This is a genomic window from Motilimonas sp. E26 (assembly GCF_021278025.1).
GTDB lineage: Bacteria > Pseudomonadota > Gammaproteobacteria > Enterobacterales > CBDFNC01 > Motilimonas.
The window spans coordinates 171416-195537 of record NZ_JAIBHJ010000002.1 but is presented as its reverse complement, the minus strand read 5'-3'; the positions used below and the strand labels follow the sequence as shown (position 1 = coordinate 195537).

Annotated in this window: 24 protein-coding genes and 1 other RNA gene; 21 read left to right on the top strand and 4 right to left on the bottom strand. The window is 44.5% G+C overall.

The window, feature by feature from the left end; translation table 11 throughout:
• Nucleotides 1-15: 15 nt before the first annotated feature.
• From zapE to K1M91_RS02180, 8 genes are all read left to right on the top strand, one after another.
• A complete protein-coding gene (gene zapE, locus K1M91_RS02215; RefSeq protein WP_232799923.1) occupies nt 16-1122 on the top strand; it encodes a cell division protein ZapE in 1107 nt (368 codons plus the stop codon).
• Between the two features lie 208 nt (nt 1123-1330).
• Complete coding sequence (rplM, locus tag K1M91_RS02210; protein WP_232799922.1) at nt 1331-1759, top strand: 50S ribosomal protein L13; 429 nt, start codon at nt 1331-1333, stop codon at nt 1757-1759.
• Between the two features lie 16 nt (nt 1760-1775).
• Nucleotides 1776-2165 (top strand): 30S ribosomal protein S9, encoded by a 390-nt coding sequence (gene rpsI, locus K1M91_RS02205; protein ID WP_232799921.1) that lies wholly within the window; start codon nt 1776-1778, stop codon nt 2163-2165.
• A gap of 302 nt (nt 2166-2467) precedes the next feature.
• Nucleotides 2468-3058 carry a ubiquinol-cytochrome c reductase iron-sulfur subunit gene (gene petA, locus K1M91_RS02200; RefSeq protein WP_232799920.1) on the top strand — a complete coding sequence of 197 codons (591 nt, stop codon included), beginning with the start codon at nt 2468-2470 and terminating at the stop codon, nt 3056-3058.
• On the top strand, nt 3058-4335 hold the full coding sequence (locus tag K1M91_RS02195; RefSeq protein WP_232799919.1) for a cytochrome bc complex cytochrome b subunit: 1278 nt from the start codon (nt 3058-3060) through the stop codon (nt 4333-4335). Before petA ends, K1M91_RS02195 begins: the two co-directional genes overlap by 1 nt.
• Nucleotides 4335-5072, top strand: a complete 738-nt coding sequence (locus K1M91_RS02190; protein WP_232799918.1) for a cytochrome c1 — start codon at nt 4335-4337, stop codon at nt 5070-5072. Before K1M91_RS02195 ends, K1M91_RS02190 begins: the two co-directional genes overlap by 1 nt.
• A gap of 87 nt (nt 5073-5159) precedes the next feature.
• A complete protein-coding gene (sspA, locus tag K1M91_RS02185) occupies nt 5160-5795 on the top strand; it encodes a stringent starvation protein SspA (protein WP_232799917.1) in 636 nt (211 codons plus the stop codon).
• An 11-nt stretch (nt 5796-5806) separates the two neighbouring features.
• A complete protein-coding gene (locus K1M91_RS02180; protein ID WP_232799916.1) occupies nt 5807-6211 on the top strand; it encodes a ClpXP protease specificity-enhancing factor in 405 nt (134 codons plus the stop codon).
• A 48-nt stretch (nt 6212-6259) separates the two neighbouring features.
• On the opposite strand, the gene dolP is transcribed toward K1M91_RS02180, so the two are convergent.
• Genes dolP through K1M91_RS02160 form a run of 4 tightly spaced genes read right to left on the bottom strand, consistent with a single transcriptional unit; the run spans nt 6260 to nt 9789 of the window.
• Nucleotides 6260-6835, bottom strand: coding sequence for a division/outer membrane stress-associated lipid-binding lipoprotein (gene dolP, locus K1M91_RS02175; RefSeq protein WP_232799915.1), 576 nt, complete (start codon nt 6833-6835; stop codon nt 6260-6262).
• 10 nt (nt 6836-6845) lie between these two features.
• Entirely contained in the window at nt 6846-7433 is a 588-nt protein-coding gene (locus K1M91_RS02170; protein ID WP_232799914.1) for an SIS domain-containing protein, read from the bottom strand.
• Nucleotides 7434-7439: 6 nt separating this feature from the next.
• A complete protein-coding gene (locus tag K1M91_RS02165; protein ID WP_232799913.1) occupies nt 7440-7793 on the bottom strand; it encodes a YraN family protein in 354 nt (117 codons plus the stop codon).
• Nucleotides 7777-9789 (bottom strand): penicillin-binding protein activator, encoded by a 2013-nt coding sequence (locus K1M91_RS02160; protein ID WP_232799912.1) that lies wholly within the window; start codon nt 9787-9789, stop codon nt 7777-7779. Before K1M91_RS02160 ends, K1M91_RS02165 begins: the two co-directional genes overlap by 17 nt.
• Nucleotides 9790-9980: 191 nt before the next feature.
• Here K1M91_RS02160 and rsmI point away from each other — a divergent pair, with 191 nt between their 5' ends.
• From rsmI to murC, 13 genes are all read left to right on the top strand, one after another.
• Complete coding sequence (gene rsmI, locus K1M91_RS02155; protein ID WP_232799911.1) at nt 9981-10817, top strand: 16S rRNA (cytidine(1402)-2'-O)-methyltransferase; 837 nt, start codon at nt 9981-9983, stop codon at nt 10815-10817.
• A 67-nt stretch (nt 10818-10884) separates the two neighbouring features.
• Nucleotides 10885-11244: RNase P RNA component class A (gene rnpB / locus K1M91_RS02150), an RNA gene on the top strand.
• Nucleotides 11245-11565: 321 nt separating this feature from the next.
• Entirely contained in the window at nt 11566-12024 is a 459-nt protein-coding gene (gene mraZ / locus K1M91_RS02145) for a division/cell wall cluster transcriptional repressor MraZ (protein WP_232799910.1), read from the top strand.
• Nucleotides 12024-12968, top strand: coding sequence for a 16S rRNA (cytosine(1402)-N(4))-methyltransferase RsmH (gene rsmH / locus K1M91_RS02140; RefSeq protein ID WP_232799909.1), 945 nt, complete (start codon nt 12024-12026; stop codon nt 12966-12968). The genes mraZ and rsmH overlap by 1 nt, the downstream gene beginning before the upstream one ends.
• Complete coding sequence (gene ftsL, locus K1M91_RS02135; RefSeq protein WP_232799908.1) at nt 12965-13276, top strand: cell division protein FtsL; 312 nt, start codon at nt 12965-12967, stop codon at nt 13274-13276. The genes rsmH and ftsL overlap by 4 nt, the downstream gene beginning before the upstream one ends.
• Before the next feature lie 47 nt (nt 13277-13323).
• Nucleotides 13324-15003, top strand: coding sequence for a penicillin-binding transpeptidase domain-containing protein (locus tag K1M91_RS02130; protein WP_232800042.1), 1680 nt, complete (start codon nt 13324-13326; stop codon nt 15001-15003).
• Between the two features lies 1 nt (nt 15004).
• Complete coding sequence (gene murE, locus K1M91_RS02125; RefSeq protein WP_232799907.1) at nt 15005-16489, top strand: UDP-N-acetylmuramoyl-L-alanyl-D-glutamate--2,6-diaminopimelate ligase; 1485 nt, start codon at nt 15005-15007, stop codon at nt 16487-16489.
• A 34-nt stretch (nt 16490-16523) separates the two neighbouring features.
• The gene (murF, locus tag K1M91_RS02120) at nt 16524-17900 is read left to right on the top strand and encodes a UDP-N-acetylmuramoyl-tripeptide--D-alanyl-D-alanine ligase (RefSeq protein WP_232799906.1); all 1377 of its coding nucleotides are present in this window, start codon (nt 16524-16526) and stop codon (nt 17898-17900) included.
• Nucleotides 17894-18976 carry a phospho-N-acetylmuramoyl-pentapeptide-transferase gene (gene mraY / locus K1M91_RS02115; RefSeq protein ID WP_232799905.1) on the top strand — a complete coding sequence of 361 codons (1083 nt, stop codon included), beginning with the start codon at nt 17894-17896 and terminating at the stop codon, nt 18974-18976. The genes murF and mraY overlap by 7 nt, the downstream gene beginning before the upstream one ends.
• 26 nt (nt 18977-19002) lie before the next feature.
• Nucleotides 19003-20316 carry a UDP-N-acetylmuramoyl-L-alanine--D-glutamate ligase gene (gene murD, locus K1M91_RS02110; protein WP_232799904.1) on the top strand — a complete coding sequence of 438 codons (1314 nt, stop codon included), beginning with the start codon at nt 19003-19005 and terminating at the stop codon, nt 20314-20316.
• Nucleotides 20307-21479 carry a cell division protein FtsW gene (gene ftsW / locus K1M91_RS02105; protein ID WP_232799903.1) on the top strand — a complete coding sequence of 391 codons (1173 nt, stop codon included), beginning with the start codon at nt 20307-20309 and terminating at the stop codon, nt 21477-21479. Before murD ends, ftsW begins: the two co-directional genes overlap by 10 nt.
• Complete coding sequence (gene murG / locus K1M91_RS02100; RefSeq protein ID WP_232799902.1) at nt 21469-22575, top strand: undecaprenyldiphospho-muramoylpentapeptide beta-N-acetylglucosaminyltransferase; 1107 nt, start codon at nt 21469-21471, stop codon at nt 22573-22575. The genes ftsW and murG overlap by 11 nt, the downstream gene beginning before the upstream one ends.
• On the top strand, nt 22575-24038 hold the full coding sequence (gene murC / locus K1M91_RS02095) for a UDP-N-acetylmuramate--L-alanine ligase (protein ID WP_232799901.1): 1464 nt from the start codon (nt 22575-22577) through the stop codon (nt 24036-24038). Before murG ends, murC begins: the two co-directional genes overlap by 1 nt.
• The last annotated feature ends 84 nt before the right edge of the window (nt 24039-24122 follow it).

Genomic DNA, 24122 nt, shown 5'->3' with positions numbered 1-24122 from the left:
ATATTAATAAAGCCTGTGACGCCATTACTCAAGTACCAAAGCGACCTAAAACAAGATGATTTTTTCTATGATGCGGCGCAAGAGCAAGCCGTGTTTGCTCTTGAGCGCCTTTATCAAGATTTAGTTAAGCCTGCGCCAAGTGTAAAATCAACAAGCTGGTTAGATAAGATTAAGCAAAAGTTTCAGCCCCCTGAGCCTGTTGAAACCATTAAGGGGTTGTATTTTTGGGGGGGAGTTGGCCGCGGAAAAACTTATTTGGTCGATACATTTTTTGATTGCTTGCCGTTTTCGCAAAAAATGCGAGTGCATTTTCACCGCTTTATGCACCGAGTGCATCAAGAGCTAGGTTTGTTAAAAAACCAAGAAGATCCTTTGCTTATTATTGCTGATAAGTTATCTGCTGAAGCAAGAGTGATTTGCTTTGACGAGTTTTTTGTTTCTGATATCACTGATGCTATGTTGTTAGGCACCTTGTTCGAAGCTTTGTTTGAACGTGGCGTGGTGTTAGTGGCCACTTCAAATATTATTCCTGATGATCTGTATCGTAACGGCTTGCAGCGCGCTCGTTTTTTACCTGCGATTAAACTGATTAATGAAAACTGTGAAATCGTCAACGTTGATAGCGGCATTGATTACCGTATGCGAACCTTAGAGCAAGCTGAAATTTATCACTTCCCTCTTGATCAACTGGCGGAAGAAAACCTCAATCGCTATTTCCAGCAGCTCTCTTTCGAACCAAGGCAATATGAACACTATATTGAAATTCTTAATCGTCAGATTCCGGTAAGGGCAGAGGCCGATAGCGTGTTGTTTATTGAGTTTTCGGCTTTATGCGTCAGTGCACGCAGTCAAGTTGACTATATTGAGCTGTCTAAAATTTACCACACTATACTGTTGGCTAATGTGACCGTAATGGGCGGAGACAGTGATGATGCCGCGCGGCGCTTTATAGCCATGGTCGATGAATTTTATGAGCGTCATGTCACTTTGATCATTTCCGCGGAAGTGGCCATGGATAAACTTTACCAAGGTGGTCGCTTGAGTTTTGAGTTTCAACGTTGCCTTTCTCGCTTACAAGAAATGCAAAGTACAGAATATTTGGCTCGTGAACATCTGGCTTAATTATCTGTGGGTAAAATAGCAGCAAAAAAGGATGATTTCTAAAAAGCTTTTCCGTATAATCTTGCGACCCCCAGTTACAATCACCAACTTTGGTGGATTTGTTGGCACCAAGTGTTCGTATTCGAAGGGGTACGAAGGTGGTATTTAATCGCTACTTTGAATTAAGTAGTCATTTCGTAACATTTTTTAATTTTTGGGTAAGAGTTTAATGAAAACTTTTGTTGCAAAACCAGAGAGCGTTCAACGCGACTGGTATGTGGTAGATGCTGAAGGTAAAACTTTAGGTCGTTTAGCTACTGAAATCGCTTCTCGTTTACGCGGTAAGCATAAAGCAGAATACACTCCACACGTTGACACTGGTGATTACATCATCGTTGTAAACTGTGAGAAAATTGCCGTAACTGGTAATAAAGCTGCAGGTAAGATTTATCACTCTCACACTGGTTACCCAGGTGGTTTGAAATCTATCTCTTTCGAAAAGCTAATCGAAAAAGCGCCAGAGCGTGTTATTCAATCAGCTGTTAAAGGTATGTTGCCAAAAGGCCCTCTAGGCCGTGCAATGTTCCGTAAATTGAAAGTTTACGCGGGTTCTGAGCATCAACATTCGGCTCAACAACCACAAGTTTTAGACATCTAATACGGAATTCAGGCAAATGGCAAATCAATACTACGGCACTGGTCGTCGCAAAAGCTCTACTGCTCGCGTTTTCCTAAAAGCGGGTAGCGGTAACCTAACTATCAACGATCGTACTCTTGAAGAGTTCTTCGGTCGTGAAACGTCTCGCATGGTTGTTAATCAACCTCTTGAGCTAGTTCAACTAACTGATAAGTTTGATATCAAAGTTACAGTTAAAGGTGGTGGTACTACTGGTCAAGCGGGTGCAATCCGTCACGGTATCACTCGTGCACTTATGGAATACGACGAGACACTACGCGCTGAATTGCGTGCAGCTGGCTTCGTAACTCGTGATGCACGTAAAGTTGAACGTAAGAAAGTGGGTCTACACAAAGCGCGTAAGCGTCCACAATTCTCAAAACGTTAATTTTCGTTTATCGAGTATGCAAAACCCGGCTTATGTCGGGTTTTTTTGTTTTAGGCTAATTGAACTTTCTGATTGCTATTTCGTTAAGTTGTAAACAAACGTGGCAACTCTCAGAATTGGATGCTGAAAAAATGTTAAAGACATTATCAGCTTGTCAAATTGCGCCTATTTCTTTAGAATTCACACGATTTTTCTGTGACAATTGTACCGACCCCGTAATGCAGAAATCTGCTTAAACGCTAGAATTGATTTACCGCAAGGGAAATAATAATAATCGCGGAGTCCGTAGGGAGAGTTTTTGGATGAGCAATGCGCCTGTGAATACTGGCCGACGTATGTTTCTTACTGCGACAACAGCTGTTGTCGGAGCTGTAGGAGCTGCGGGAGTCGCCGTGCCATTTATCAAATCATGGAACCCGAGTGCTAAGGCTAAAGCAGCTGGTGCCCCGGTGGAAGTGGATGTAAGTAAAATAGAGCCTGGCCAATTAATTCGTGTTGAATGGCAAGGTAAACCGGTATGGGTTGTGTCCCGTACTGATGCTGCAATGAAAGATCTTGCAGCTCATGATGACAAATTACGAGATCCTAATTCTGAGGAGCCTCAACAGCCTGATTATGCGGCTAACCCCGCACGTTCAATCAGACCTGAAATATTTGTTGCTGTAGGTATTTGTACCCACTTAGGGTGTTCGCCAACTTATTTACCAGATGGTTTTGGAGAGTTGGTTGAAGGCGTTAAGAGCGGTTTTTTCTGTCCATGTCACGGCTCTAAGTTTGATATGGCGGGAAGAGTGTTCCAAAACGTACCTGCGCCGTTGAACTTAGTGATACCTCCTTATCATTTCAAAGATGATAATACCGTGCTTGTGGGCGTATCAGAGGGAGATGCATAATGATTAAAGGACTAGTGACAGGTGTGATTGATTGGGTAGATGCACGCATCCCCATGACAGACACTTGGAATAAACATTTAGCCCAATATCCAACGCCAATTAATTTTAATTTCTGGTACTTCTTTGGCTCTTTAGCCATGCTAGTGCTGGTTAATCAGATTCTTACAGGTATCTGGTTGACAATGAACTACAATCCTTCTGCTGAAGGTGCGTTTGCTTCTATTGAATATATTATGCGTGATGTGGAATACGGCTGGTTGCTGCGTTACATGCACTCAACGGGCGCGTCATTCTTCTTTATCGTTGTTTACCTGCATATGTTCCGCGGCTTGATTTATGGTTCTTACCAAAAGCCGCGCGAGCTAATTTGGGTTTTCGGTATGCTTATCTTCCTAGTGTTGATGGCCGAAGCATTCATGGGCTACTTACTGCCATGGGGCCAAATGTCATTCTGGGGAGCTCAGGTAATTATCTCGCTATTCGGTGCCATTCCAATTATTGGTGATGACCTAACACAGTGGATCCGTGGTGACTTTGTTATATCTGGGGCAACCCTAACGCGTTTCTTCGCTTTGCATGTGGTCGCTTTACCGCTAGTACTCGTGGTATTGGTGTTCTTGCATATTGTGGCACTGCATGAAGTGGGCTCGAATAACCCTGAAGGTATCGAGATCAAGAAGAAGAAGGGCTCAGTTCCTGAAAGTGAATTAAGTCCATTTAAATACCATAAGCAATTCTCTGATAAAAAAGACATTGTAGATGCGGCACCTTTCTTTCCTTATTTTGTGGTGAAAGATGTAGTGGGCGTAGCGGTGTTCTTGTTCTTGTTTGCTGCGGTTATATTTTACTGGCCAGAAGGCGGCGGTTATTTCCTTGAGCCACCTAACTTTGAGCCAGCAAATGGCCTGAAAACGCCTGAACACATTGCGCCAGTTTGGTACTACACACCGTTTTATGCGATTTTGCGTGCGATCCCAGACAAATTAATAGGTGTTATTGTATTTGGTAGTTCGGTACTTATTCTGTGTTTCTTACCTTGGTTCGACCGTTGTAAGGTTCGCTCTATTCGCTACCGTAGTACGCTACATAAGCTGAATATTACACAGTTTATTATTTGTTTCATCGTATTAGGTATTCTTGGTGCATTGCCAGCAACACCGTTATACACAGTGATCTCTCAAATATGTTCATTTGGTTATTTCGCCTTCTTTGCCTTGCTGTTTATTTACAGTAAAAACGAGAAATGTAAGCCAGTGCCAGAGAGGATCACTAAATAATGAAAAAGTTACTGATTACTTTATTTGCCCTGCTGCCTAGCTTAGTGTTTGCTGCAGGTCCAAGTATCCCTTTGGATAAGGCAAATTATGATTTAACCAATAAAGCATCGCTGCAAAACGGTGCTAAGTTGTTCATCAACTACTGTCTAGGTTGTCATACCATGGGTTATCAACGTTATGAGCGAGTTGCGAATGACTTAGATATCCCTAATGACCTGATGTTAGATAACTTAGTGTTTACCGATCAAAAAATTGGTGACCTAATGACTAACTCAATGCATAAAAAAGAAGCCGCTAAATGGTTTGGTGCTGCGCCACCGGATTTAACCTTAGTGGCTCGTGTGCGCGGTGCTGATTGGTTGTATACTTACTTACGTTCGTTTTATGCTGATCCAAGCCGTCCATTTGGCGTGAATAACACGGTTTTTCCAGATGTGGGGATGCCCCATGTGCTAGAAGAATTACAAGGTGTGCCGAATGCAGTTTTCGAAACGGAAATGGTTGATGGCGTTGAGCATAAAACCTTAGTTTCAATCGAAGCTGATGGTAGCGGTGAACTAAGTAAAGATGAATATAACCAAGCTGTGCTAGATATGGTAAACTTCTTGGTCTATTCGGGTGAGCCGATGCGCGTTGAGCGTGAACGCTTAGGGATGTTTGTCCTTGGCTTTATATTTATCTTCTTCATTATTGCTTATTTACTGAAGAAAGAGTTCTGGCGCGACGTTCATCATTAGACGAATCGATAATAAAATGTGTTATTAATGGCAATGGGGGTTTTACCCTCATTGCCTTTTTATGTTTTTGAAGAGTTGGAGGATTAAATGGCAGTTGCTGCTAATAAACGCTCTGTGATGACCTTGTTTTCAGGTGCATCAGATTTATACAGTCATCAGGTTCGCATTGTGCTGGCTGAAAAAGGCGTAAGTGTCGAAATCACACAAGTTGATCCAGACAATTTACCGACTGAACTCGTGGAGCTTAATCCATACAATTCAGTTCCTACTCTGATAGACCGTGAACTGGTTCTTTATGAATCACACATTATCATGGAATACTTGGATGAACGCTTTCCTCATCCACCATTGATGCCTGTTTATCCGGTTGCTCGTGGTAACAGTCGTCTTATGATGCATCGCATCAAAAATGATTGGTACTCTTTAGTTGACCTGATCATGAAAGGCTCGGCCGAGCAAGCAACCGCAGCGCGCGCAAAATTGAAAGAGTCGCTAACAACCATTGCACCTGTGTTTGATGAAATGGACTACTTCATGAGTGAAGAGTTTACTTTGGTTGATTGCTATATGGCTCCGCTGTTATGGCGTTTACCAGAATTGGGTATTGAGCTAAATGGCCCAGCAATGAAAGGTATGAAGGGTTACATGATCCGTATTTTTGATCGTGAATCATTCCAAGCGGCATTAACAGAGACAGAGCGCGACATTCGCGTACTTATCTAATTATGAGTGAAATGACACCAAATCGCCCTTATCTATTAAGGGCATTTTTCGACTGGATTTTAGATAATGACATGACCCCTCATTTAGTGGTCAGTGCATTTCTACCCCATGTAAATGTGCCTGAGCAATTTATTAAAGATGGTAAAATTGTCTTAAATATTGCTCCGGGAGCGGTGACTGCTTTTGACATGAGTAAAGAAGCGGTTAGCTTTAATGCTCGATTTTCTGGCTCCCCGTTCCAGGTCTACATTCCTATGTATGCGGTAGAGGCGATTTATGCGCGTGAAAATGGTGCGGGAACTATGTTTCCTGCAGAGCCTTTTTACGACGCTCAGTTGACTGAAGAAACGCCAACAGAAGCTCCAGAGCCGACACCCCCACCTAAAGGAAAACCGGGTTTACGTGTCGTTAAATAAAAAAAACCGCTGAAAAGCGGTTTTTTATTTTTCAACATAAATATTAAGCTACTCGGCAACGTATTCAAACACTTTCACTACCCGTTTAACGCCTTTTACATGACGGGCAATCTCCACTGCTTTCTCGGCTTCTTTCTCGGTGACGAGACCAATCAAGAAGACCTCGGCATCTTCAGTCACCACTTTTAGCTTCAATGTATTGATTGCTGGATCGTCTAAGATGAGTGACTTAGTTTTGGTTGTGATCCAAGTGTCAGAGGTTTGTTGACCCAAACTGATTGGTTTATTGAGGCGTAATTCGTTAAATACTCGACGTACACCCGAAATGTCATCTACTATTTTTTCAGCTTGCTTTTGGTATTCAGTAGTGGGTGTTTGCCCGACCAATAACACATTACCATTATTAGCAATGGCTGAAATGCGCGATGCTTTATAAAGTAACTCATTTTTTGCTAACGCATTGATAGCTTTTAACTCAATGTTTTGATCATCAAGTTGGGTACCGATACTGCGTCTATCATTTGCCACCACGGCTGTAGTTGCAGCGCCTGCAACAAAAAGGCCAGCACAGCCTTGAACTAAACTTAAGCTGGCAATCAAAGCGAAACTTAGGCGTTTTTTCATTTAACTATACTCATCTATCGGTAGAAAAAAGGGTTTGATCTATTAGATCACTAATGCAGTTTAAGACAAATAAGTGCATTTCTTCGATTCGACAGCCCTTCGGTGAAGGGGTTCTAATTTCAACGTCTGTCTCACTGAGTAAACCAGCCATTTCACCGCCGTCACCGCCAGTCAGTGCGACAATTTTCATATCCCGACTCACTGCCGCTTCAACAGCTTTTATAACGTTACGGCTGTTGCCGCCATGGGAAATGGCCAACAAGATATCGCCACCTTGGGCTAGGGCTCTTACTTGTTTGGCATAAATTTCATCAAAATGGGTATCCGTGGCAATCGCTGAAATTAGAGTCGAATCCGGTGTGATTGAAATAGCTGGCAAACTTGGTCGCTCGGTTTCAAATTTGTTCAGCAAGTGTGATGCAAAAATCTGCGCGAGTGCGGCATTACCACCATTACCACAAACAATAATTTTATTACCACTTAGTAAGCTGTGCACCATCATAAGTGCCGCTTTTTCTATATATTCAGGTAGGGCTTCAGCCGCGGCGATCTTGGTTTGAATGCTTTCGGTAAAGTTTTCTTTTATTTTGTCGCGCACCTTAAATTACTCCTGAAATGCGTTTTGTAACCAAATGGGATCGTGTTGTGACTCGAAGGCGACCACATCAAAGCGGCAGTAAACCTCGAAGGGACGTTGCATAAGATAAGCCTTAGCCGCTTTGATGATACGTCGCTGCTTGCTTCTTGTTACAGAAGCGATTGCTCCGCCAAAGTCGCTATCAGCTCGATAGCGCACTTCAACGAAGACTAACGTATCATCATGCTGCATGATTAGGTCTATTTCACCAAATCGACAGACATAGTTTTTACAGACAAGGCTTAGGCCTGCGCTTATTAAAAAATCACAGGCCCGTTGCTCGTATTGATCGCCGGTTTGACGTTTAATAATTGCTCTCATCTGCTGATACAGATTCGTCTATAGTATTAGGTGCTTCAATTAACACCTCTTCGTCAAAGCTAATACGGCTCTCATCATCTAATAAGGGATTAGCACTACTATCCTCGGTTACAGACTTAGCGGTGCCATAGTGGTTTCCATCTTGGGTGATAGTCACTGGTGAAACTAATATGCGCTCACCATTTTCGTAGCTGGCCCAAGCAAGATAATTATCAATAAATGCATCACCATCTAAGCGTAGCGCACCTGATAAACCTTGCACTTGATAATTAGGATCTGCGCGTAATGCTGCCAGTTCAGGAATAAGGTGCCAAGCATCGATGCCCATTGCATAGAAGCGTAAATCATCTAAACCCCGATTTGGCCAAAGCATTTTTGCTTCGGTTAACACTGGATTGTCTGGCTCGAGGATCACAGGCAGATCGCTATAAAGAACACCGGTTAAATCTTGCTTTTCTGAATGATTCATATTTTCAGGATGACTGCGAGCGCCTGAGTAAATTTGAATTGGCGGCAACCTTGGGTCAACTGTAACATCTAAGAATGGTTTAAACATGCGCAGTTCAATAGGTTGAGCGACAACATAAAAACCATCTATATCTTGGCGATGACGAGTATTGCTTTTCACATTAAACGATACTTGTTGCTTAATTCGGTTACTGCGGCCTCGGCTTAAATCTCCATGCATTAAGCTAGGTACGAATTTTTGCAGTTGATTTCTGTTTAAAAAGTAATGAATTTCCGGCGTGTTGCCTGTTAGCTGTTGCCATTTATCACTAAATGCTGTTGCCATACGAGAGCCAAAACTGCCTTTTGAGGCTACTACGACAGGGTAGGTACGGCCGTCATCAAACATTTTTTGTGCTGTTTGCTCTGCTTCTCCTTCAGGTGAAAGAGAAAAGAAAAACTGTTGATTGTTTTGGCGAATGCCCTCAACACGATTAAGTGCTAGCATTGGCAATTCTGTATTTAATTTAACCAAGCTTTCCACGTTACTTTTTAATAGCGGTCCAACAATAAAGTTACTGCCTTGGTTCAGTGCCGTTTGGTACAAACTAGTCATATCGTTGGCATTCGTATCGTAAAAGTTAACCACTGAAATAGAATTGCTATCGGTATATGCCTTGAGCATACCATCACGAATGGCTTGGCCTTGAACTTCATATTTACCAGTTAATGGTAAGAAAACGGCTACATTATCGGTCGTAAGGGGTTGCGAGTTGAAGTCTTGTAACAGAGCTGTTGGTAAATATAGCGATGCTGGGTGTGCCACAAATTGGCTTTGCCAGAATGCAACTTGTTGTTTCAGCACCTCAGGCTGAATGCTATATTGCTTGCTGATCAGGCCTAACTCTAACCAAGCTAGAATACTACTATCGACAGTTTGTTGTGACAATTCACGTAATTGGGCTTGATTATGGAGCGTCATCAGTTGCCAGATAGTGTCATTATTGGCTTGGATTTGCTCAGCATCTGTTAGGTATTCTGCAAGCTGCATTTGACTGAACATAGCAGCAGTGATTTGACCTTGCTCTTGTTCAGCACGACCTTTCAGCGTGAGGTAACTTGGCCAGGCAGATGGATCTAAATATTGAGTATCAACTTGCTTTAGCTGAGTTAATGCTTGCTCGAGATTTCCCTCGCCAGCAAAGCTTTGCGCTTGAATCAGGTTCTTTTCTGCCAGTTGTTTGGGTGAGAGAGGCAGCTTCTCAAGCTGTTGTAACACCGCTAGAGCCTGTTGTGTGTGGCCACCAGCAAGAAAAGAACGAGCCGCGAGTAATTGCCAGTTAACGCTATTGGCCCCGGCAGTCTTGGTTGCTTGTTCTAAGTAGTAGTCTGAGGTTGCCGTTAATGGCGCCATGACAGCAGGCGGCGTTAGTTCATTGGCTGTCTTGGACTGGTCTGTACTGGTACAGGCGCTTAATACAAGAAGAGTCGTTAAACAAAGGCTGGTGCGTGTTACACTAAAAGACTTAAAAAAAGGGTTCAAAACCATTAGCTCACTTTCCACTATAAATGTGTGCATAGTTTAATCGTCTGATGTTTTTTTAACAATGATTGCGACGATAACAGTGGGAATTTATTCATGTTTGCTTGTTTTTAATGGGTTTGCTCAAGCTTGAATAACCTGACCCAAGTAAAAACAATCGCGACCGGGCTGCAGCGCTCAAAGGATTAACCAATAAAATGTTAGAAACATCTACTCTATTTATCGTGCCAACCCCCATTGGCAATATTCAAGATATTACCGAGCGCGCCATTGCCGTGTTAAATCAAGTTGATTTAATTGCCGCAGAAGATACTCGCCACACAGCTAAACTACTTAATCATTATCAAATCAGTAAACCTTGCTTTGCACTGCATGATCATAATGAGCAGCAAAAATCGGCCATCTTGATTGCTAAAATGCAGCAGGGGCAAAATATTGCGCTCGTCTCAGATGCTGGAACACCGTTGATCAGCGATCCGGGTTATCATTTAGTCAATGATTGTCGTGCGGCAGGAATAAAAATTGTGCCATTGCCCGGCCCATGTGCAGCTATTACCGCGTTAAGTGCATCTGGCTTGCCTTCTGATCGTTTTTCTTTTGAAGGTTTTTTACCAGCCAAAGATAAGGCGAAAACCGATACCTTAACGGCATTACTGGAAGAGCCGCGGACGATGATTTTCTATGAATCACCGCGCCGTGTTCTTGATACAGTAGAAAAAATTATTAGCGTGATGGGAGCTGACAAAAAAATAGTGCTGGCAAGAGAGCTCAGTAAAACTTTTGAAACTATTCATGGCGGCTCGGCAGGTGAAGTGCTGCCTTGGTTATTAGAAGATGAAAATCGTCGTCGCGGTGAGTTTGTTTTATTAATAGCGGGTTTTAAAGCTGATCCCAATGCGTTATCGCAAGCTGTTTTGCAAACCTTATCCTTGTTAAGTAAAGAGCTCCCACTGAAAAAAGCGGCTGCACTTACCGCTGAAATCCATCAAGTGAAGAAAAATGCCCTCTATAAATGGGGGCTGGATAACTTGTAAAAACACAATATTTCAGCTGTTGCTATGGCATTGCTATTTGTGCACCACCTCGCTATAATCCGCGCCCTGAGTTGACTAGACCGTCGTCGCTTATTTATTTTCGAATAAATGAGGGGAGGAAAGTCCGGGCTCCACAGGGCAGGGTGCCAGCTAACGGCTGGGAGGCGCGAGCCTACGACAAGTGCAGCAGAGAGCAAACCGCCTAAGCGCGTAAGCGCCGGTAAGGGTGAAAGGGTGCGGTAAGAGCGCACCGCGCAGCTGGTAACAGTTTGTGGCAGGGTAAACTCCACCCGGAGCAAGACCAAATAGGCTTCCTTAAGGTATGGCCCATATCGGAAGCGGGTAGGTTGCTTGAGCCAGTGAGTGATTGCTGGCCTAGACGAATGACGGTTCACGACAGAACCCGGCTTATCGGTCAACTCACCAAATTCAGCCAGGTAGATGAAAATCTACCTGGCTTTTTTTGTGGCTAAAAAATGCTTAAAAATCAACAGTGCTCAATTCTAAGTCCTTGTTGAAGATGAATTATTTTTCACAAACTTGAATGCCAAGATATTTTTTATCTTTTACTTGTCATTTTAATTCATCTAAATCAGAGGCTTCCTGAACTTGCTTGGATTTTAAGCAAAATAATGCGACATGTAATCACGATCCCTGCTTGCATTGGTTGAAAACAGCCTTAAAATTAGTCTTTGTGGGGAAAAGTGTCATTTTGTGGGAAAATTGATTTATTAGGGGTATATAACACGTGCTACGGGGTGCCCATGCAATCAACCTTGATTCAAAAGGGCGATTTGCGATTCCAACCAAATATCGAGATTGGCTTTCTGATGAATGCCAAGGGCAATTGGTATGCACAGTGGATATTAATTCAACGAGCTTATTACTTTACCCACTTAATGAATGGCTAGAAATAGAAAAGAAATTAAGCAAGCTGTCGAGCATGAACCCTCAAGAGCGCAGACTGCAGCGTTTACTGTTGGGATATGCCACAGATTGCGAACTAGATAAATCAGGGCGGATATTGTTAACAGCACCGCTACGACAGTACGCTGGCCTCGATAAAAAGATGATGTTAGTCGGCCAGCTCAATAAATTTGAACTTTGGGATGACGCTAAGTGGCAGCAACAAGTTGAACAAGATTTGTTGGCTCAGCAACTCAGTAATGAAGCGCTTTCCGAAGGATTACAGGAATTTTCTCTTTAATGACAACTGCATTTGCCCATACCACCGTTTTATTAGATGAAGCCGTTGCGGGTTTGAATATTCACCCAAGCGGTATTTATGTGGATTGTACCTTTGGTCGCGGTGGTCATTCGCGTCACATATTATCGCAACTTGGTGATAAGGGCCGTTTGATTGCAATCGATCGTGATCCACAGGCGATTGCCGTTGGTAATGCGCTGGCTGCAGAAGATCCGCGCTTTCAAATTGTTCATGGCCCATTTTCAGGTTTAGCGGATTATATCGAAGAGCTTGGTTTAACTGGGCAAATTGATGGCGTACTGATGGACTTAGGTGTTTCATCACCACAACTTGATGATGCTGAACGTGGTTTTAGTTTTTTACGTGATGGCCCTTTGGATATGCGTATGGACCCTACTTCGGGGATCAGTGCGGCTGATTGGTTAGCCAAAGCGGACGTTGATGATATTGCTTGGGTATTAAAAACCTTTGGTGAAGAGCGCCACGCCCGTAAAATTGCTAGTGCGATAGTGATGGACCGAGTAGAGCGCGAACCTTATACCCGTACTAAACCATTGGCAGAGATGATTGCAAGGGTGAATCCCAGTAAAGAAAAAAACAAACATCCCGCCACACGCAGCTTCCAAGCTATCCGCATTTATATTAACAGTGAGCTAGAAGAAATAGATAAAGCATTAATGGGCTCATTGGCAGTATTAAAACCTGAGGGGCGTTTATCTGTGATCAGTTTTCATTCGTTAGAAGACCGTATGGTTAAACGTTTCATTCGTAATCAAGAAAAAGGCCCAGAAGTACCGGCAGGGCTACCTCTGACGGAAGATCAGTTAAATCGTGACAGAACATTAAAATCGGTGGGTAAGGCATTAAAACCGAGCCCATTAGAAATCGAACACAATCCTCGTGCAAGAAGCTCAGTGTTGCGCGTAGCTAAAAGGTTAGCATGATATTTAAGCCAAGTTTATTGCAGATAGTCGTTAAAGACCTGCTTAAACATAAGTTCACCATCTTAATTGCCGTTGCCGTGGTCGTCAGCGCTTTTTCGGTGATTTTGGCGACCCATGAAACGAGATTGATGACCGCAAAGCGTGAAATGCTGCGCGGAGAAAAAGATAAGTTAGATATTGAATGGCGTAATTTATTGTTAGAGCAAAACGCTTTAGTGGAGCACAGCCGCATTCGTCGCATTGCTAATGAACAGCTGAATATGCATCGTGCTACAGGGAAGTTTGAGCAAGTGGTTGAATTACCATGATAAAACGAAATCCGAAAGCTAAGCCTAACTTTATCAACTGGCGTTTTATGACGGTATCGGTGGTGATCGTGTTGGTGTTTTCATCGCTTTTGGCGCGTGCTGCTTATATCCAAATTATTGAACCCGATCGGTTACAAAAAGAGGGCGACTTGCGTAGTCTTCGCACCACCTCAACCCAGGTGCAGCGAGGTATTATTAGTGATCGTAATGGCCAACCTCTTGCTATCAGTGTACCTGTACAAGCGGTATGGGCTGATCCTAAAGTGATTCATGAAAAAGGCAGCCTAAGCAATGTCAAGGCTTGGCAGGCCTTATCTGATGTGTTGTCAGTAGAAACCGATAAGTTAATTAATAAGGTTAAAAACCCCAAAAAACGTTTTATTTATCTTCAGCGTCAGGTGAGTCCCGCAATGGCGCAATATGTTAAACAGCTCGCTTTGCCGGGGGTTTATCTTAAACCTGAGTCACGTCGCTTTTACCCCGCTGGTGAGATCACTTCACAGATTATTGGTTTTACTAATATTGATGATAAAGGACAAGAAGGCATCGAAAAGGCTTATGATGATTGGCTGACGGGTATCCCTGGTCAACGTCAAGTTCGCAAAGATCGCCATGGTCGAGTAATTGAAGACATTGCCGTTGTCAAAGAAGCGCAGCAGGCCAAGGATATCACTTTAAGTATTGACCAGCGTATTCAATCTATCGCATATCGAGCCTTGAAAAAATACGTCAAGCTAAATAGAGCCACATCGGGATCCGCGGTAGTGATCGATGTGACTAATGGTGAGGTGTTGGCCATGGTTAACTCGCCTTCATTTAATCCTAATAATCGCGGTCAATATCAAAGCTTTCGGGTGCGAAATCGCGCTATCACTGATACCTTTGAACCGGGCTCTACGGTGAAACCATTTGTTATTGCGGGAGCCTTGATTAATAACGTTGTTGAGCCTGATGAAATTATTGATACCTCGCCGGGCTGGATGCGCATTGGTGGGCGTCGTGTGGCTGATCACCGCAATTATGGCAAGATGGATTTGACCATGATATTGCAAAAATCGAGCAATATCGGCGTGAGTAAATTAGCGCTGGAGCTTACAGCTCCGAGATTACAGGCTGCGTTTGCTGAATTTGGTTTTGGCTCGGATACGGGAATAGGGCTAATTGGTGAGACATCCGGGGTGCTACCTGTACGCCGTCGTTGGTCTGATTTTGAATTAGCCACTATGTCATTTGGCTATGCGTTTACAGCTAATACACTGCAACTAGCGCAAGCTTATGCAATTTTAGGTAGCGGCGGCGTGAGCTATCCCCTTTCAATTATCAAACGTGATGAAAAACCGCAAGGTGAGCAAGTCATACCAAGAGAAACGGCATTACAAGTAGTTAGCATGCTTGAAAGCGTGACTAAATTGGGTGGCACAGGGACTCAAGCTCAGGTTGAAGGTTATCGTGTAGCAGGTAAAACCGGTACTTCTCGTAAAGCGGTGGCCGGTGGTTACGGTGATGACTATGTCGCGGTATTTGCAGGTGTTGCGCCGGTATCTAATCCGAAACTAGCGATTGCGGTGATAGTGAATGAGCCAAAAGGCGATCGCTATTATGGTGGCGACGTTGCTGCGCCAGTGTTTGCAGAAGTGATGGATGGTTCGTTACAGCTGTTGAATGTTGCCCCCGACGATAAAGAAGTTCGTTTAAGTCGTCATCAACCAATGGCGCAGGAGCAATAATATGCAATTATCTGATTTAATACATTCACTTCCTGATTCGTTGGCCATGCTCAACATTAAAGGGATCTGCCTAGATAGCCGCAAGGTGACCAAAGGCGATGTGTTTATCGCGATAACTGGATCGCAGCAAGATGCGTCCGCCTTTGTGCCACAAGCCATTGCCAATGGGGCAATCGCGGCATTGGTTGAAACAGATAAACCTGAGCTTGATCGACAGCTGGTGAACAAAGAGCAGGCTGAGCCAGTTATTTATATTTATCAGTTAGGCCGGCAAGTATCGGCCATTGCTGGGCGTTATTACCAGCAGCCTGCGGAGAATATGTCATTAATTGGTGTCACGGGAACCAACGGTAAAAGCACTATTTGTGCGCTTATCGCTAATTGGCTGACTTTACTTGGCGCCAAAGCTGGCATGCTCGGCACATTAGGTAATGGTCTGTTTGGTCAGCTTTGCCAAGGTTTAAATACCACGGGAAGCCCAATTGAAATCCAGCATGAATTGCAAAAAATGCACGAGCAAGGTGCAACTCATGTCGCAATGGAGGTTTCTTCTCACGGATTAGTACAAAACCGAGTGGCGGCGCTGCCATTTAATACCGCCATTTTTACTAATTTAACCCGTGATCATTTAGATTATCACCGCACTATGGATGCTTACGGCAAAGCGAAGAAGCAGTTATTTGAGTTTACTAGCTTACAGCACAAAATTATTAATGCGGATGATGCAATAGGCCAAGCTTGGTTAGCGCAAATGCCTGATGCCATTAGCGTTGGCTTCCATAAGCCGATTGCTCATCAAGGCCGCTTTTTGCACATTCTTGATGCGCAATACTTGAATAATGGCATCCGGTTTACTTTTGTTTCTAGCTGGGGCGAAGGGAAAATCAGTGCACCACTTTACGCCAAATTTAATGTGTCTAATTTAGCTTGTGCTTTAGTGGCGTTGTTATGCCAAGGCTATGAATTATCTGAACTAGTGGCGCAGGCACCGGAATTAGAGGCTGTCGATGGTCGTATGGCATATATTTCTGCGCCAAATAAACCTGCTTTTGTGGTGGATTACGCGCATACCCCTGATGCACTCGCACAAGCGCTACAAGGCTTAAAGCTACACTGCGAGAGCAAGCTTTGGTTGTTATTTGGCTGCGGCGGTGATCGCGACAAGGGCAAGAGACCAGAAATGGCTCAGGCTGCGCAAGCTTACGCCAATCAGGTTATCGTGGTGGATGACAACCCACGAACTGAAAGTCCTGCGGCTATTGTTGAAGATATTTTGGCAGGCTTTACCACGACAGAAAATGTTCAAGTGATCCACGATCGTAAACAAGCCATTGCTTATGCGTTGGCCCATGCCGATGCAACAGATGTGATTTTAGTGGCAGGGAAAGGCCACGAAACGTACCAGATTATTGGTAACGAAACCTTATATTACAGTGATCGCGAAGCGATCGAATCCTTATTAGTGGGCGACTCATGTACTGTTTAACTCATTTCGCCCCTTATTTATTAGTAGGTAAAGCATGATCCGTTTAAATCTTGCTGAGATAGCAGCTGCGGTTGATGGGCAGCTAAATGGTGACAACTGCTCAATTAGCAATGTTACTACCGATACGCGAAATATTAGCGTAGGTGATTTATTTATTGCCTTGGTAGGCACTTCTTTTGACGGCCACGAGTTTGCCTTACAAGCTAAGGCGTTAGGCGCTGCGGCATTGCTTGTTGAACGTGAAGTGGATTGCGGTTTACCGCAGGTTATTGTGGCGGATACGCAACATGCTTTAGGTGCCTTAGGCGCTTATGTGAAAGCGCAAGTGAATCCGAAGACCATCGCCATTACGGGCAGTAATGGTAAAACCACCACGAAAGAAATGGTAGCTGCTATTTTAGGCTGTGAAGGCCAAGTGCTGGCAACGGCAGGTAACTTTAACAATGAAATTGGGGTGCCATTAACCTTACTTCGTCTTACTCATGAACATCAGTTTGCTGTGATTGAATTAGGCGCGAATCACAAAGGTGAAATCGCCTACACCAGTTCATTGGTTCGCCCTCATGTCGCCTTGATTAATAATGTGATGCCGGCCCATATTGAAGGATTCGGTTCTATTCAAGGCGTGGCGCAAGCTAAAAGTGAAATTTTTTCTGGTTTACAAGAGCACGGCGTTGCCATTGTTAACGGCGACAGCGAATACCTTGGCTATTGGCAACAAAGAGTTAAAGATAAACCATTGAAGTGGTTTTCAACTCAAGATCAAAATGCACATGTATTTGCCACTAATATTCAGCTTGATCAGCAAGGCTTAGCATCCTTTATGTTGCATGCCCCGCAAGGCGAGCAGCAAATTAGCCTACCTGTGCCGGGCTTACATAACGTAGCCAATGCCCTTGCTGCAGCTAGTTTGTGTTTAGAGTTGGGCGTTAGTCTGGCCACCATCGCGACAGGTTTTGGTCATATGCAATGTGCCAAAGGCCGGCTAAATGTGTTGCAAGTACGCGATGGCTTAACTGTTATCGATGATACCTACAACGCTAATTTAGCCTCGGCTAAGGCGGCTATCGATTTACTTAGTATTTACCCTGGTAAGCAAATTTTTGTGGTTGGCGACATGGGAGAGCTAGGCGATGAAGCGCGTATCTATCATCAAGAGCTAGGTGAATATGCTCTAGCAAAAGGCATTACTGCGGTAGCCGCGGTAGGGGTTTTAAGCTTAAACACCGCTGAAGGTGCGGGCAGTATTGGCCATTATTTTTCCGAGAAGTCAGCCTTATATACTTGGTTAGACGCTCAGCTAAACGCTCAAGATCAAACCATTAGCATATTGGTGAAAGGTTCACGTAGTGCCCATATGGAAGAAGTCGTGGCATTTTTAAATCAAAGTCAGAAGGCACAAGCATGTTAGTTTGGTTGGCGGAGCAGTTAACTGCCCAATTTTCGTTTTTTAATGTTTTTTCATACCTGACTTTTCGTGCAGTGATGAGTGTATTAACGGCGCTAGTGGTGTCATTGTGGATGGGACCTAAATTGATTCGTCGATTGCAAATGATGCAAATTGGACAGGTTGTTCGTCACGATGGCCCTGAATCGCATTTTAGTAAACGTGGAACGCCTACCATGGGCGGGGTGTTAATTGTTGCGGCGATCGCCGTTTCCACCTTGCTTTGGGCTCGACTTGATAATAGCTACATTTGGGTGCTGCTTTTTGTGCTGTTTAGTTTTGCGGCTATCGGCTTTGTTGACGACTACCGTAAGGTAGTACACAAAAATACCGATGGATTAATTGCGCGTTGGAAGTATTTTTGGCTTTCTGCCGCGGCGATCTCGGTGGCAGCCTTTTTATATTTCACCGCGAATAGTGATGGTCAAACTCAGCTTGTTGTACCTTTTTTTAAAGAGGTAATGCCGCAGCTAGGCTTGTTTTTTATTATTTGGACTTACTTTGTTATTGTTGGCAGTAGTAATGCGGTCAACCTAACTGATGGCCTTGATGGCCTTGCTATTATGCCAACTGTTATGGTCGCGGCAGCGTTTGGTATTATTGCTTATCTTACCGGCAACGCGAATTTTTCTTCCTATTTATTTATTCCTCACATTCCGCAAGCGAGTGAGGTATTGGTTGTTTGTATGGCTATCGTGGGGGCAGGATTAGGCTTTTTATGGTTTAACACTTATCCCGCGCAAGTGTTTATGGGGGATGTAGGTTCGCTTTCCTTAGGTGCATTGCTTGGCACCATCGCGGTACTGGTGCGTCAAGAAATTCTTTTAGTGATCATGGGCGGGGTATTCGTCATGGAAACGCTGTCGGTGATTTTGCAAGTTGGCTCTTATAAACTGCGCCGCCAACGAATTTTCCGCATGGCGCCAATCCACCATCATTATGAGTTAAAAGGTTGGCCTGAGCCGCGTGTGATAGTGCGTTTTTGGATTATCACCTTGGTGTTGGTGTTAGTAGGCTTAGTAACGTTGAAGTTACGCTAATCAATAAAGGTTAACGGAAGTTGAATATGAAGCAGCAAAATGTAGTTATTTTAGGTCTAGGTATAACAGGATTGTCCTGTGTTCACTATTGCCTAAAACAAGGTATTTTGCCTGTTGTGATTGATACCCGTGCTCAGCCTCCTGGGCAAGATAAACTGCCTGATAATGTTACTCTTCATGCAGGAGAAATCCCGCAAAGTATTCTTAATCAAGCCGATTTAATTGTGGCAAGCCCAGGAATAGCGCTGGCCTCAGCAGCACTCAAAGAAGCAGCTGCGGCGGGCGTTGAAATCATCGGTGATATTGAGCTGTTTGCCCGCGCCGTGAAAGCGCCAGTTATCGCCATTACTGGCTCAAATGGTAAAAGTACCGTGACCAGCTTAGTGGGTGAAATGGCGTTGCAAGCCGGTGTAAAAGTGGGCGTTGGCGGTAACATTGGGGTGCCTGCGTTATCGTTGTTGGAGCAAGATTGCGACTTGTATGTGTTAGAGCTGTCTAGCTTTCAACTCGAAACTACTCATAGTTTGCAGCCTTGCATCGCTACGGTATTGAATGTGACCGAAGATCACATGGACCGTTATGATTCCTTTGATGCTTATCGCCAAGCTAAATTAACCATCTATCAAGGGGCGCAGCAAGTATTAATTAACCGTGATGACCCACTGACATTCCCGGAAAAAACATCAGCACAGTTAGTGTCTTTTGGTACCGATGCCGAGTCAGATTATGGTCTGCGCGCCACTGAGCGTGGACTTGGTTTGACTCATTGTGGTGAGGTATTGGTTTATGCTGATGAATTAGCTCTTTCAGGCCTTCATAACATCGCTAATGTGCTGGCGGCGTTAGCCCTTGTTGATGCGGCGGGGGTCGATCGCCAAGCCGCACTTCGCGCTGCAAAAACCTACACCGGCTTGCCTCACCGCTGTGAGTTTATTAAAGAGGTGAACGGCGTTCGTTGGATTAACGACTCTAAAGCCACCAATGTCGGTGCGACTTTAGCAGCCATTGATGGCTTAGCACCTGTGATCCAAGGGAAGCTGCACTTGATTGCCGGTGGTGATGGTAAAGGTGGTGATTTTTCACCACTAAAAGAAGCGTTTGCACAACAAATTGCCAGCGTGGTTTGCTTTGGCCAAGACAAGCACCAGATAGCCCGTTTGAACAGTAAGTGTGTGGTGGTGAATGATTTAGCAGAGGCGGTGGCTTATTGCGCCAAGATCGCAGAGCCAGCAGATTGGGTGCTGTTATCACCGGCTTGTGCCAGTTTAGACATGTTTACTAACTACATGGCTCGCGGCGATGCCTTTCGCGCGCTGGTCGAGGAGTTGCCATGTCACTAAGCAGCTTTAAAAGCTGGTTATTTCCAGCAACCACAAGCAGCTTATATGATCGCCAGTTGTTGGTTTTGGCGCTCAGTTTAATTGTGATTGGCATGATCATGGTGGCCTCGGCGTCGATCCCTGAAGGTATTGCAATTAATAACGACCCAATGATGTTTGTAAAACGCCATGGCATTTTTGCGCTCGCCGCTTTAGTGGTTGGCGCGTTGGTATTAATGCTGCCAGTGAATTTTTGGCAAGAAAACAGCGGGCGGTTTTTGTTGCTGGCTATTGTGATGTTAATTGCCGTTCTCGTTATCGGTCGCAGCGTTAATGGTGCTGTGCGCTGGATTGGTGTGGGGCCGATTAATATTCAGCCCGCTGAATTTGCTAAGTTTGCCTTATTTGCTTATCTAGCTAGCTATTTGGCACGACGGAAGCAAGAGGTACAAGAAACCTTAAAAGGCTTTTTTAAGCCCTTGATAGTGTTATTTGCACTGGCGGTTTTATTACTATCACAGCCAGATTTTGGCTCGGTGGTGGTGATGATGGTAACCACTATTGGTTTATTGTTTTTGGCCGGCGCTAAGCTGGGTCAATTCATCGCGATTTTTATCACTGGGGTGTCAGCTGTGATCTTGTTGATCGTGCTTGAGCCTTACCGGATGCGCCGTGTCACCTCATTTTTAGACCCTTGGCAAGATCCCTTTGGTAGTGGCTATCAATTAACACAATCTTTAATGGCATTTGGCCGCGGCGGCTGGTTTGGCCAAGGCTTAGGTAATTCAGTGCAAAAGCTTGAGTATTTACCTGAAGCTCATACCGACTTTGTATTTGCTATTTTAGCCGAGGAAATGGGCTTTATTGGCGTAGTTGTAGTGCTGAGCTTATTACTTTGGTTGGCGATTAAAGCGCTATTAATCGGCAAAAAAGCCTTACAGCACGATCAGCTTTACAGTGGCTATTTAGCCATGGCGATTGGCATTTGGTTTAGTTTTCAAACCGCAGTAAATATTGGCGCGGCAGCCGGTATTCTACCCACCAAAGGATTGACTTTACCTTTGGTCAGTTATGGGGGATCAAGTTTGTTAATGATGGCGCTGGCGGTAGCTATTTTGCTGCGCATTGATTATGAGTTTCGCCGTGATACTAGCCAAGCGCGAGAGGTAAAGCATGACAAATAAGTCTGGTGACAAAACCTTATTAGTGATGGCTGGAGGCACCGGAGGCCATGTGTTCCCTGGCATTGCGGTTGCCAAAGAGTTAGCGCAGCAAGGTTGGCGCATACACTGGCTGGGCACAGCCGACAGAATGGAAGCGCAATTGGTACCAAAACACGGTTACGACATCAGCTTTATCGACATTGCGGGCGTGCGTGGTAATGGGTTAAAGCGGTTAGTATTAGCGCCATTTAGAATTGTTAAATCTATCTTGCAAGCGCGTCAGGTATTAAAAGAACAGCAGCCAGATGTGGTGCTTGGCATGGGCGGATTTGCTAGTGGCCCAGGTGGCATTGCGGCTTGGCTGAGTGGTGTGCCGTTGGTGCTTCATGAGCAAAATGCCGCGGCAGGAATGACTAATCGCATTTTAGCGAAGTTTGCCAAGCGGGTTTTAGCTGCGTTTGCCAATACGGTAAATTTACCTAAAGCAGAGCGAGTGGGCAACCCGGTGCGTCAAGAAGTGGTCGCCCTAGGCAAGCTGTCATTATCAGAGCCAAGCTTGCCGTTAAATCTGTTAGTGGTGGGTGGTAGCTTGGGGGCTAAAGTACTAAATGATACTTTGCCACAGGTTTTAGCCCATTTGGCTAATCCCTGTGTTCATATTCGCCATCAAACAGGGCGTGGTAACAGTGCGGCGGTGTTGCAAGCTTATACTGAAACTAATTATCAGGCAGATGCAACAATACCAACAATTGAAGTGTCTGATTTTATAGATGATATGGCGCAGGCTTATGACTGGGCTGATTTAGTTATCTGCCGTGCTGGGGCGTTAACGGTTTCGGAGTTGGCGGTCGCCGGATTGCCCGCTATTTTTGTGCCTTTGCCCCATGCGGTTGACGATCATCAAACCAAAAATGCACTGAGCCTAGTAACCAGTGGTGCTGCTATTTTAATGCCACAAACTGAACTAACAGCAAACTCACTTGCTAACGAAATAAACAAATTGACCCAGCAGCCAAGGCAATTGCTTGAAATGGCAACTAAAGCACGTGAGCAAGGGATTGTGGATGCGACCTTGCGTGTTGCTGCAATATGTAATGAATTAACTGAGAAGAAGTAATGATTAACGTTGAACTAGATAAAATTAGAGCCATGATCCCTGAAATGCGCCGTGTCGAGCATATCCATTTTGTTGGCATTGGTGGTGCTGGCATGGGCGGCATCGCTGAGGTGTTATTGTATGAAGGTTACAAGATCACCGGCTCTGATATAGGTGAAAACCAAGTAGTGCAGCGTTTACGTGGATTGGGTGCGATCATTACCATTGGTCATGGTGCTGATAATATTGCCGGCGCTTCTGTGGTGGTGGTGTCTACTGCCATTGATAAGCAAAACCCAGAAATTATAGCCGCTCAAGAACTACGAATTCCGATTGTGCGCCGCGCCGAAATGTTGGCGGAATTGATGCGCTATCGCCATGGTGTTGCGATTGCTGGTACTCATGGCAAAACCACCACAACCAGCTTAATCGCCAGTATTTATGGTGAAGCCGAGCGAGATCCTACCTTTGTTATTGGGGGCTTGCTTAATAGTGCGGGCACTAACGCAAAATTAGGGGCTAGTCGTTACCTGATTGCAGAAGCTGATGAAAGCGATGCTTCATTTTTGCACCTGCAGCCAATGGTCTCTGTGGTGACCAATATCGAAGCTGACCACATGGATACTTACCAAGGTGATTTTGAGGTATTGAAAAATACCTTTATTGAATTTTTACATAACCTGCCATTTTATGGTGTGGCGGTATTATGTGTTGATGACGAAGTGGTGGAATCTTTACTGCCTCGTGTTGGCCGTCACTATGTTACTTACGGTTTTTCGGATGTAGCTGATGTACGTATTTCGGATTTTGTACAAACAGCAAGTGCCTGTCAGTTCAATGTTCATCGTAAAGATAAAGAGCCGTTGGCCATTTCCTTGAACTTGCCGGGTCGTCACAATGCTCTAAATGCGGCAGCGGCGATTGCTGTGGCCAGCGAAGACAATATTGAAGATGATGCGATCCTTGCTGCTCTGGAAAATTTTGCTGGTATTGGCCGTCGCTTTGAGCATTATGGCGAGTTTGAAACGGGCAAAGGCAAAGTTATGCTGGTGGATGACTATGGTCATCATCCTAGTGAGGTATTGGCGACCATTAAAGCAGCAAAAGCGGGCTGGCCAGAGCGTCGTTTAGTGATGGCTTATCAGCCTCATCGCTTTACCCGTACACGTGACTTATATGAAGATTTTGCTAATGTGTTGTCGCAAGTTGATCAGTTAATCTTACTTGATGTTTATGCCGCGGGTGAGCAACCAATACCGGGTGCGGATAGTCGCGCTTTATGCAGAACCATACGACAACGTAGTGATAGAGAGCCCATTCATGTTCCCACGGTGCAAGAGTTGCCCGCGGTATTAGCTGATATTATGCAAGATGGCGATTTGGTATTGACGCAAGGAGCCGGCAATATTGGTGGTGCAGTAAAAGAATTAGCTGAATTTGAGTTAAATGTTGCAGCAATGAAACGCTCAGCAGTGTTAGATTAGCATCTGTTACTCATATTTGTTCAGATTTGAATGTTTTGTTGTGTTTTGACGCAGTAATTACATTGAACCCAGAATAATGCTCGA

Coding starts and splice junctions, on each gene's coding strand:
- rplM (WP_232799922.1), top strand. CDS start 1,331: ATGAAAACTTTTGTTGCAAAACCAGAGAGCGTTCAACGCGACTGGTAT.
- rpsI (WP_232799921.1), top strand. CDS start 1,776: ATGGCAAATCAATACTACGGCACTGGTCGTCGCAAAAGCTCTACTGCT.
- petA (WP_232799920.1), top strand. CDS start 2,468: ATGAGCAATGCGCCTGTGAATACTGGCCGACGTATGTTTCTTACTGCG.
- K1M91_RS02195 (WP_232799919.1), top strand. CDS start 3,058: ATGATTAAAGGACTAGTGACAGGTGTGATTGATTGGGTAGATGCACGC.
- K1M91_RS02190 (WP_232799918.1), top strand. CDS start 4,335: ATGAAAAAGTTACTGATTACTTTATTTGCCCTGCTGCCTAGCTTAGTG.
- sspA (WP_232799917.1), top strand. CDS start 5,160: ATGGCAGTTGCTGCTAATAAACGCTCTGTGATGACCTTGTTTTCAGGT.
- K1M91_RS02180 (WP_232799916.1), top strand. CDS start 5,807: ATGACACCAAATCGCCCTTATCTATTAAGGGCATTTTTCGACTGGATT.
- dolP (WP_232799915.1), bottom strand. CDS start 6,835: ATGAAAAAACGCCTAAGTTTCGCTTTGATTGCCAGCTTAAGTTTAGTT.
- K1M91_RS02165 (WP_232799913.1), bottom strand. CDS start 7,793: ATGAGAGCAATTATTAAACGTCAAACCGGCGATCAATACGAGCAACGG.
- K1M91_RS02160 (WP_232799912.1), bottom strand. CDS start 9,789: ATGGTTTTGAACCCTTTTTTTAAGTCTTTTAGTGTAACACGCACCAGC.
- rsmI (WP_232799911.1), top strand. CDS start 9,981: ATGTTAGAAACATCTACTCTATTTATCGTGCCAACCCCCATTGGCAAT.
- rsmH (WP_232799909.1), top strand. CDS start 12,024: ATGACAACTGCATTTGCCCATACCACCGTTTTATTAGATGAAGCCGTT.
- ftsL (WP_232799908.1), top strand. CDS start 12,965: ATGATATTTAAGCCAAGTTTATTGCAGATAGTCGTTAAAGACCTGCTT.
- K1M91_RS02130 (WP_232800042.1), top strand. CDS start 13,324: ATGACGGTATCGGTGGTGATCGTGTTGGTGTTTTCATCGCTTTTGGCG.
- murE (WP_232799907.1), top strand. CDS start 15,005: ATGCAATTATCTGATTTAATACATTCACTTCCTGATTCGTTGGCCATG.
- murF (WP_232799906.1), top strand. CDS start 16,524: ATGATCCGTTTAAATCTTGCTGAGATAGCAGCTGCGGTTGATGGGCAG.
- mraY (WP_232799905.1), top strand. CDS start 17,894: ATGTTAGTTTGGTTGGCGGAGCAGTTAACTGCCCAATTTTCGTTTTTT.
- murD (WP_232799904.1), top strand. CDS start 19,003: ATGAAGCAGCAAAATGTAGTTATTTTAGGTCTAGGTATAACAGGATTG.
- ftsW (WP_232799903.1), top strand. CDS start 20,307: ATGTCACTAAGCAGCTTTAAAAGCTGGTTATTTCCAGCAACCACAAGC.
- murG (WP_232799902.1), top strand. CDS start 21,469: ATGACAAATAAGTCTGGTGACAAAACCTTATTAGTGATGGCTGGAGGC.
- murC (WP_232799901.1), top strand. CDS start 22,575: ATGATTAACGTTGAACTAGATAAAATTAGAGCCATGATCCCTGAAATG.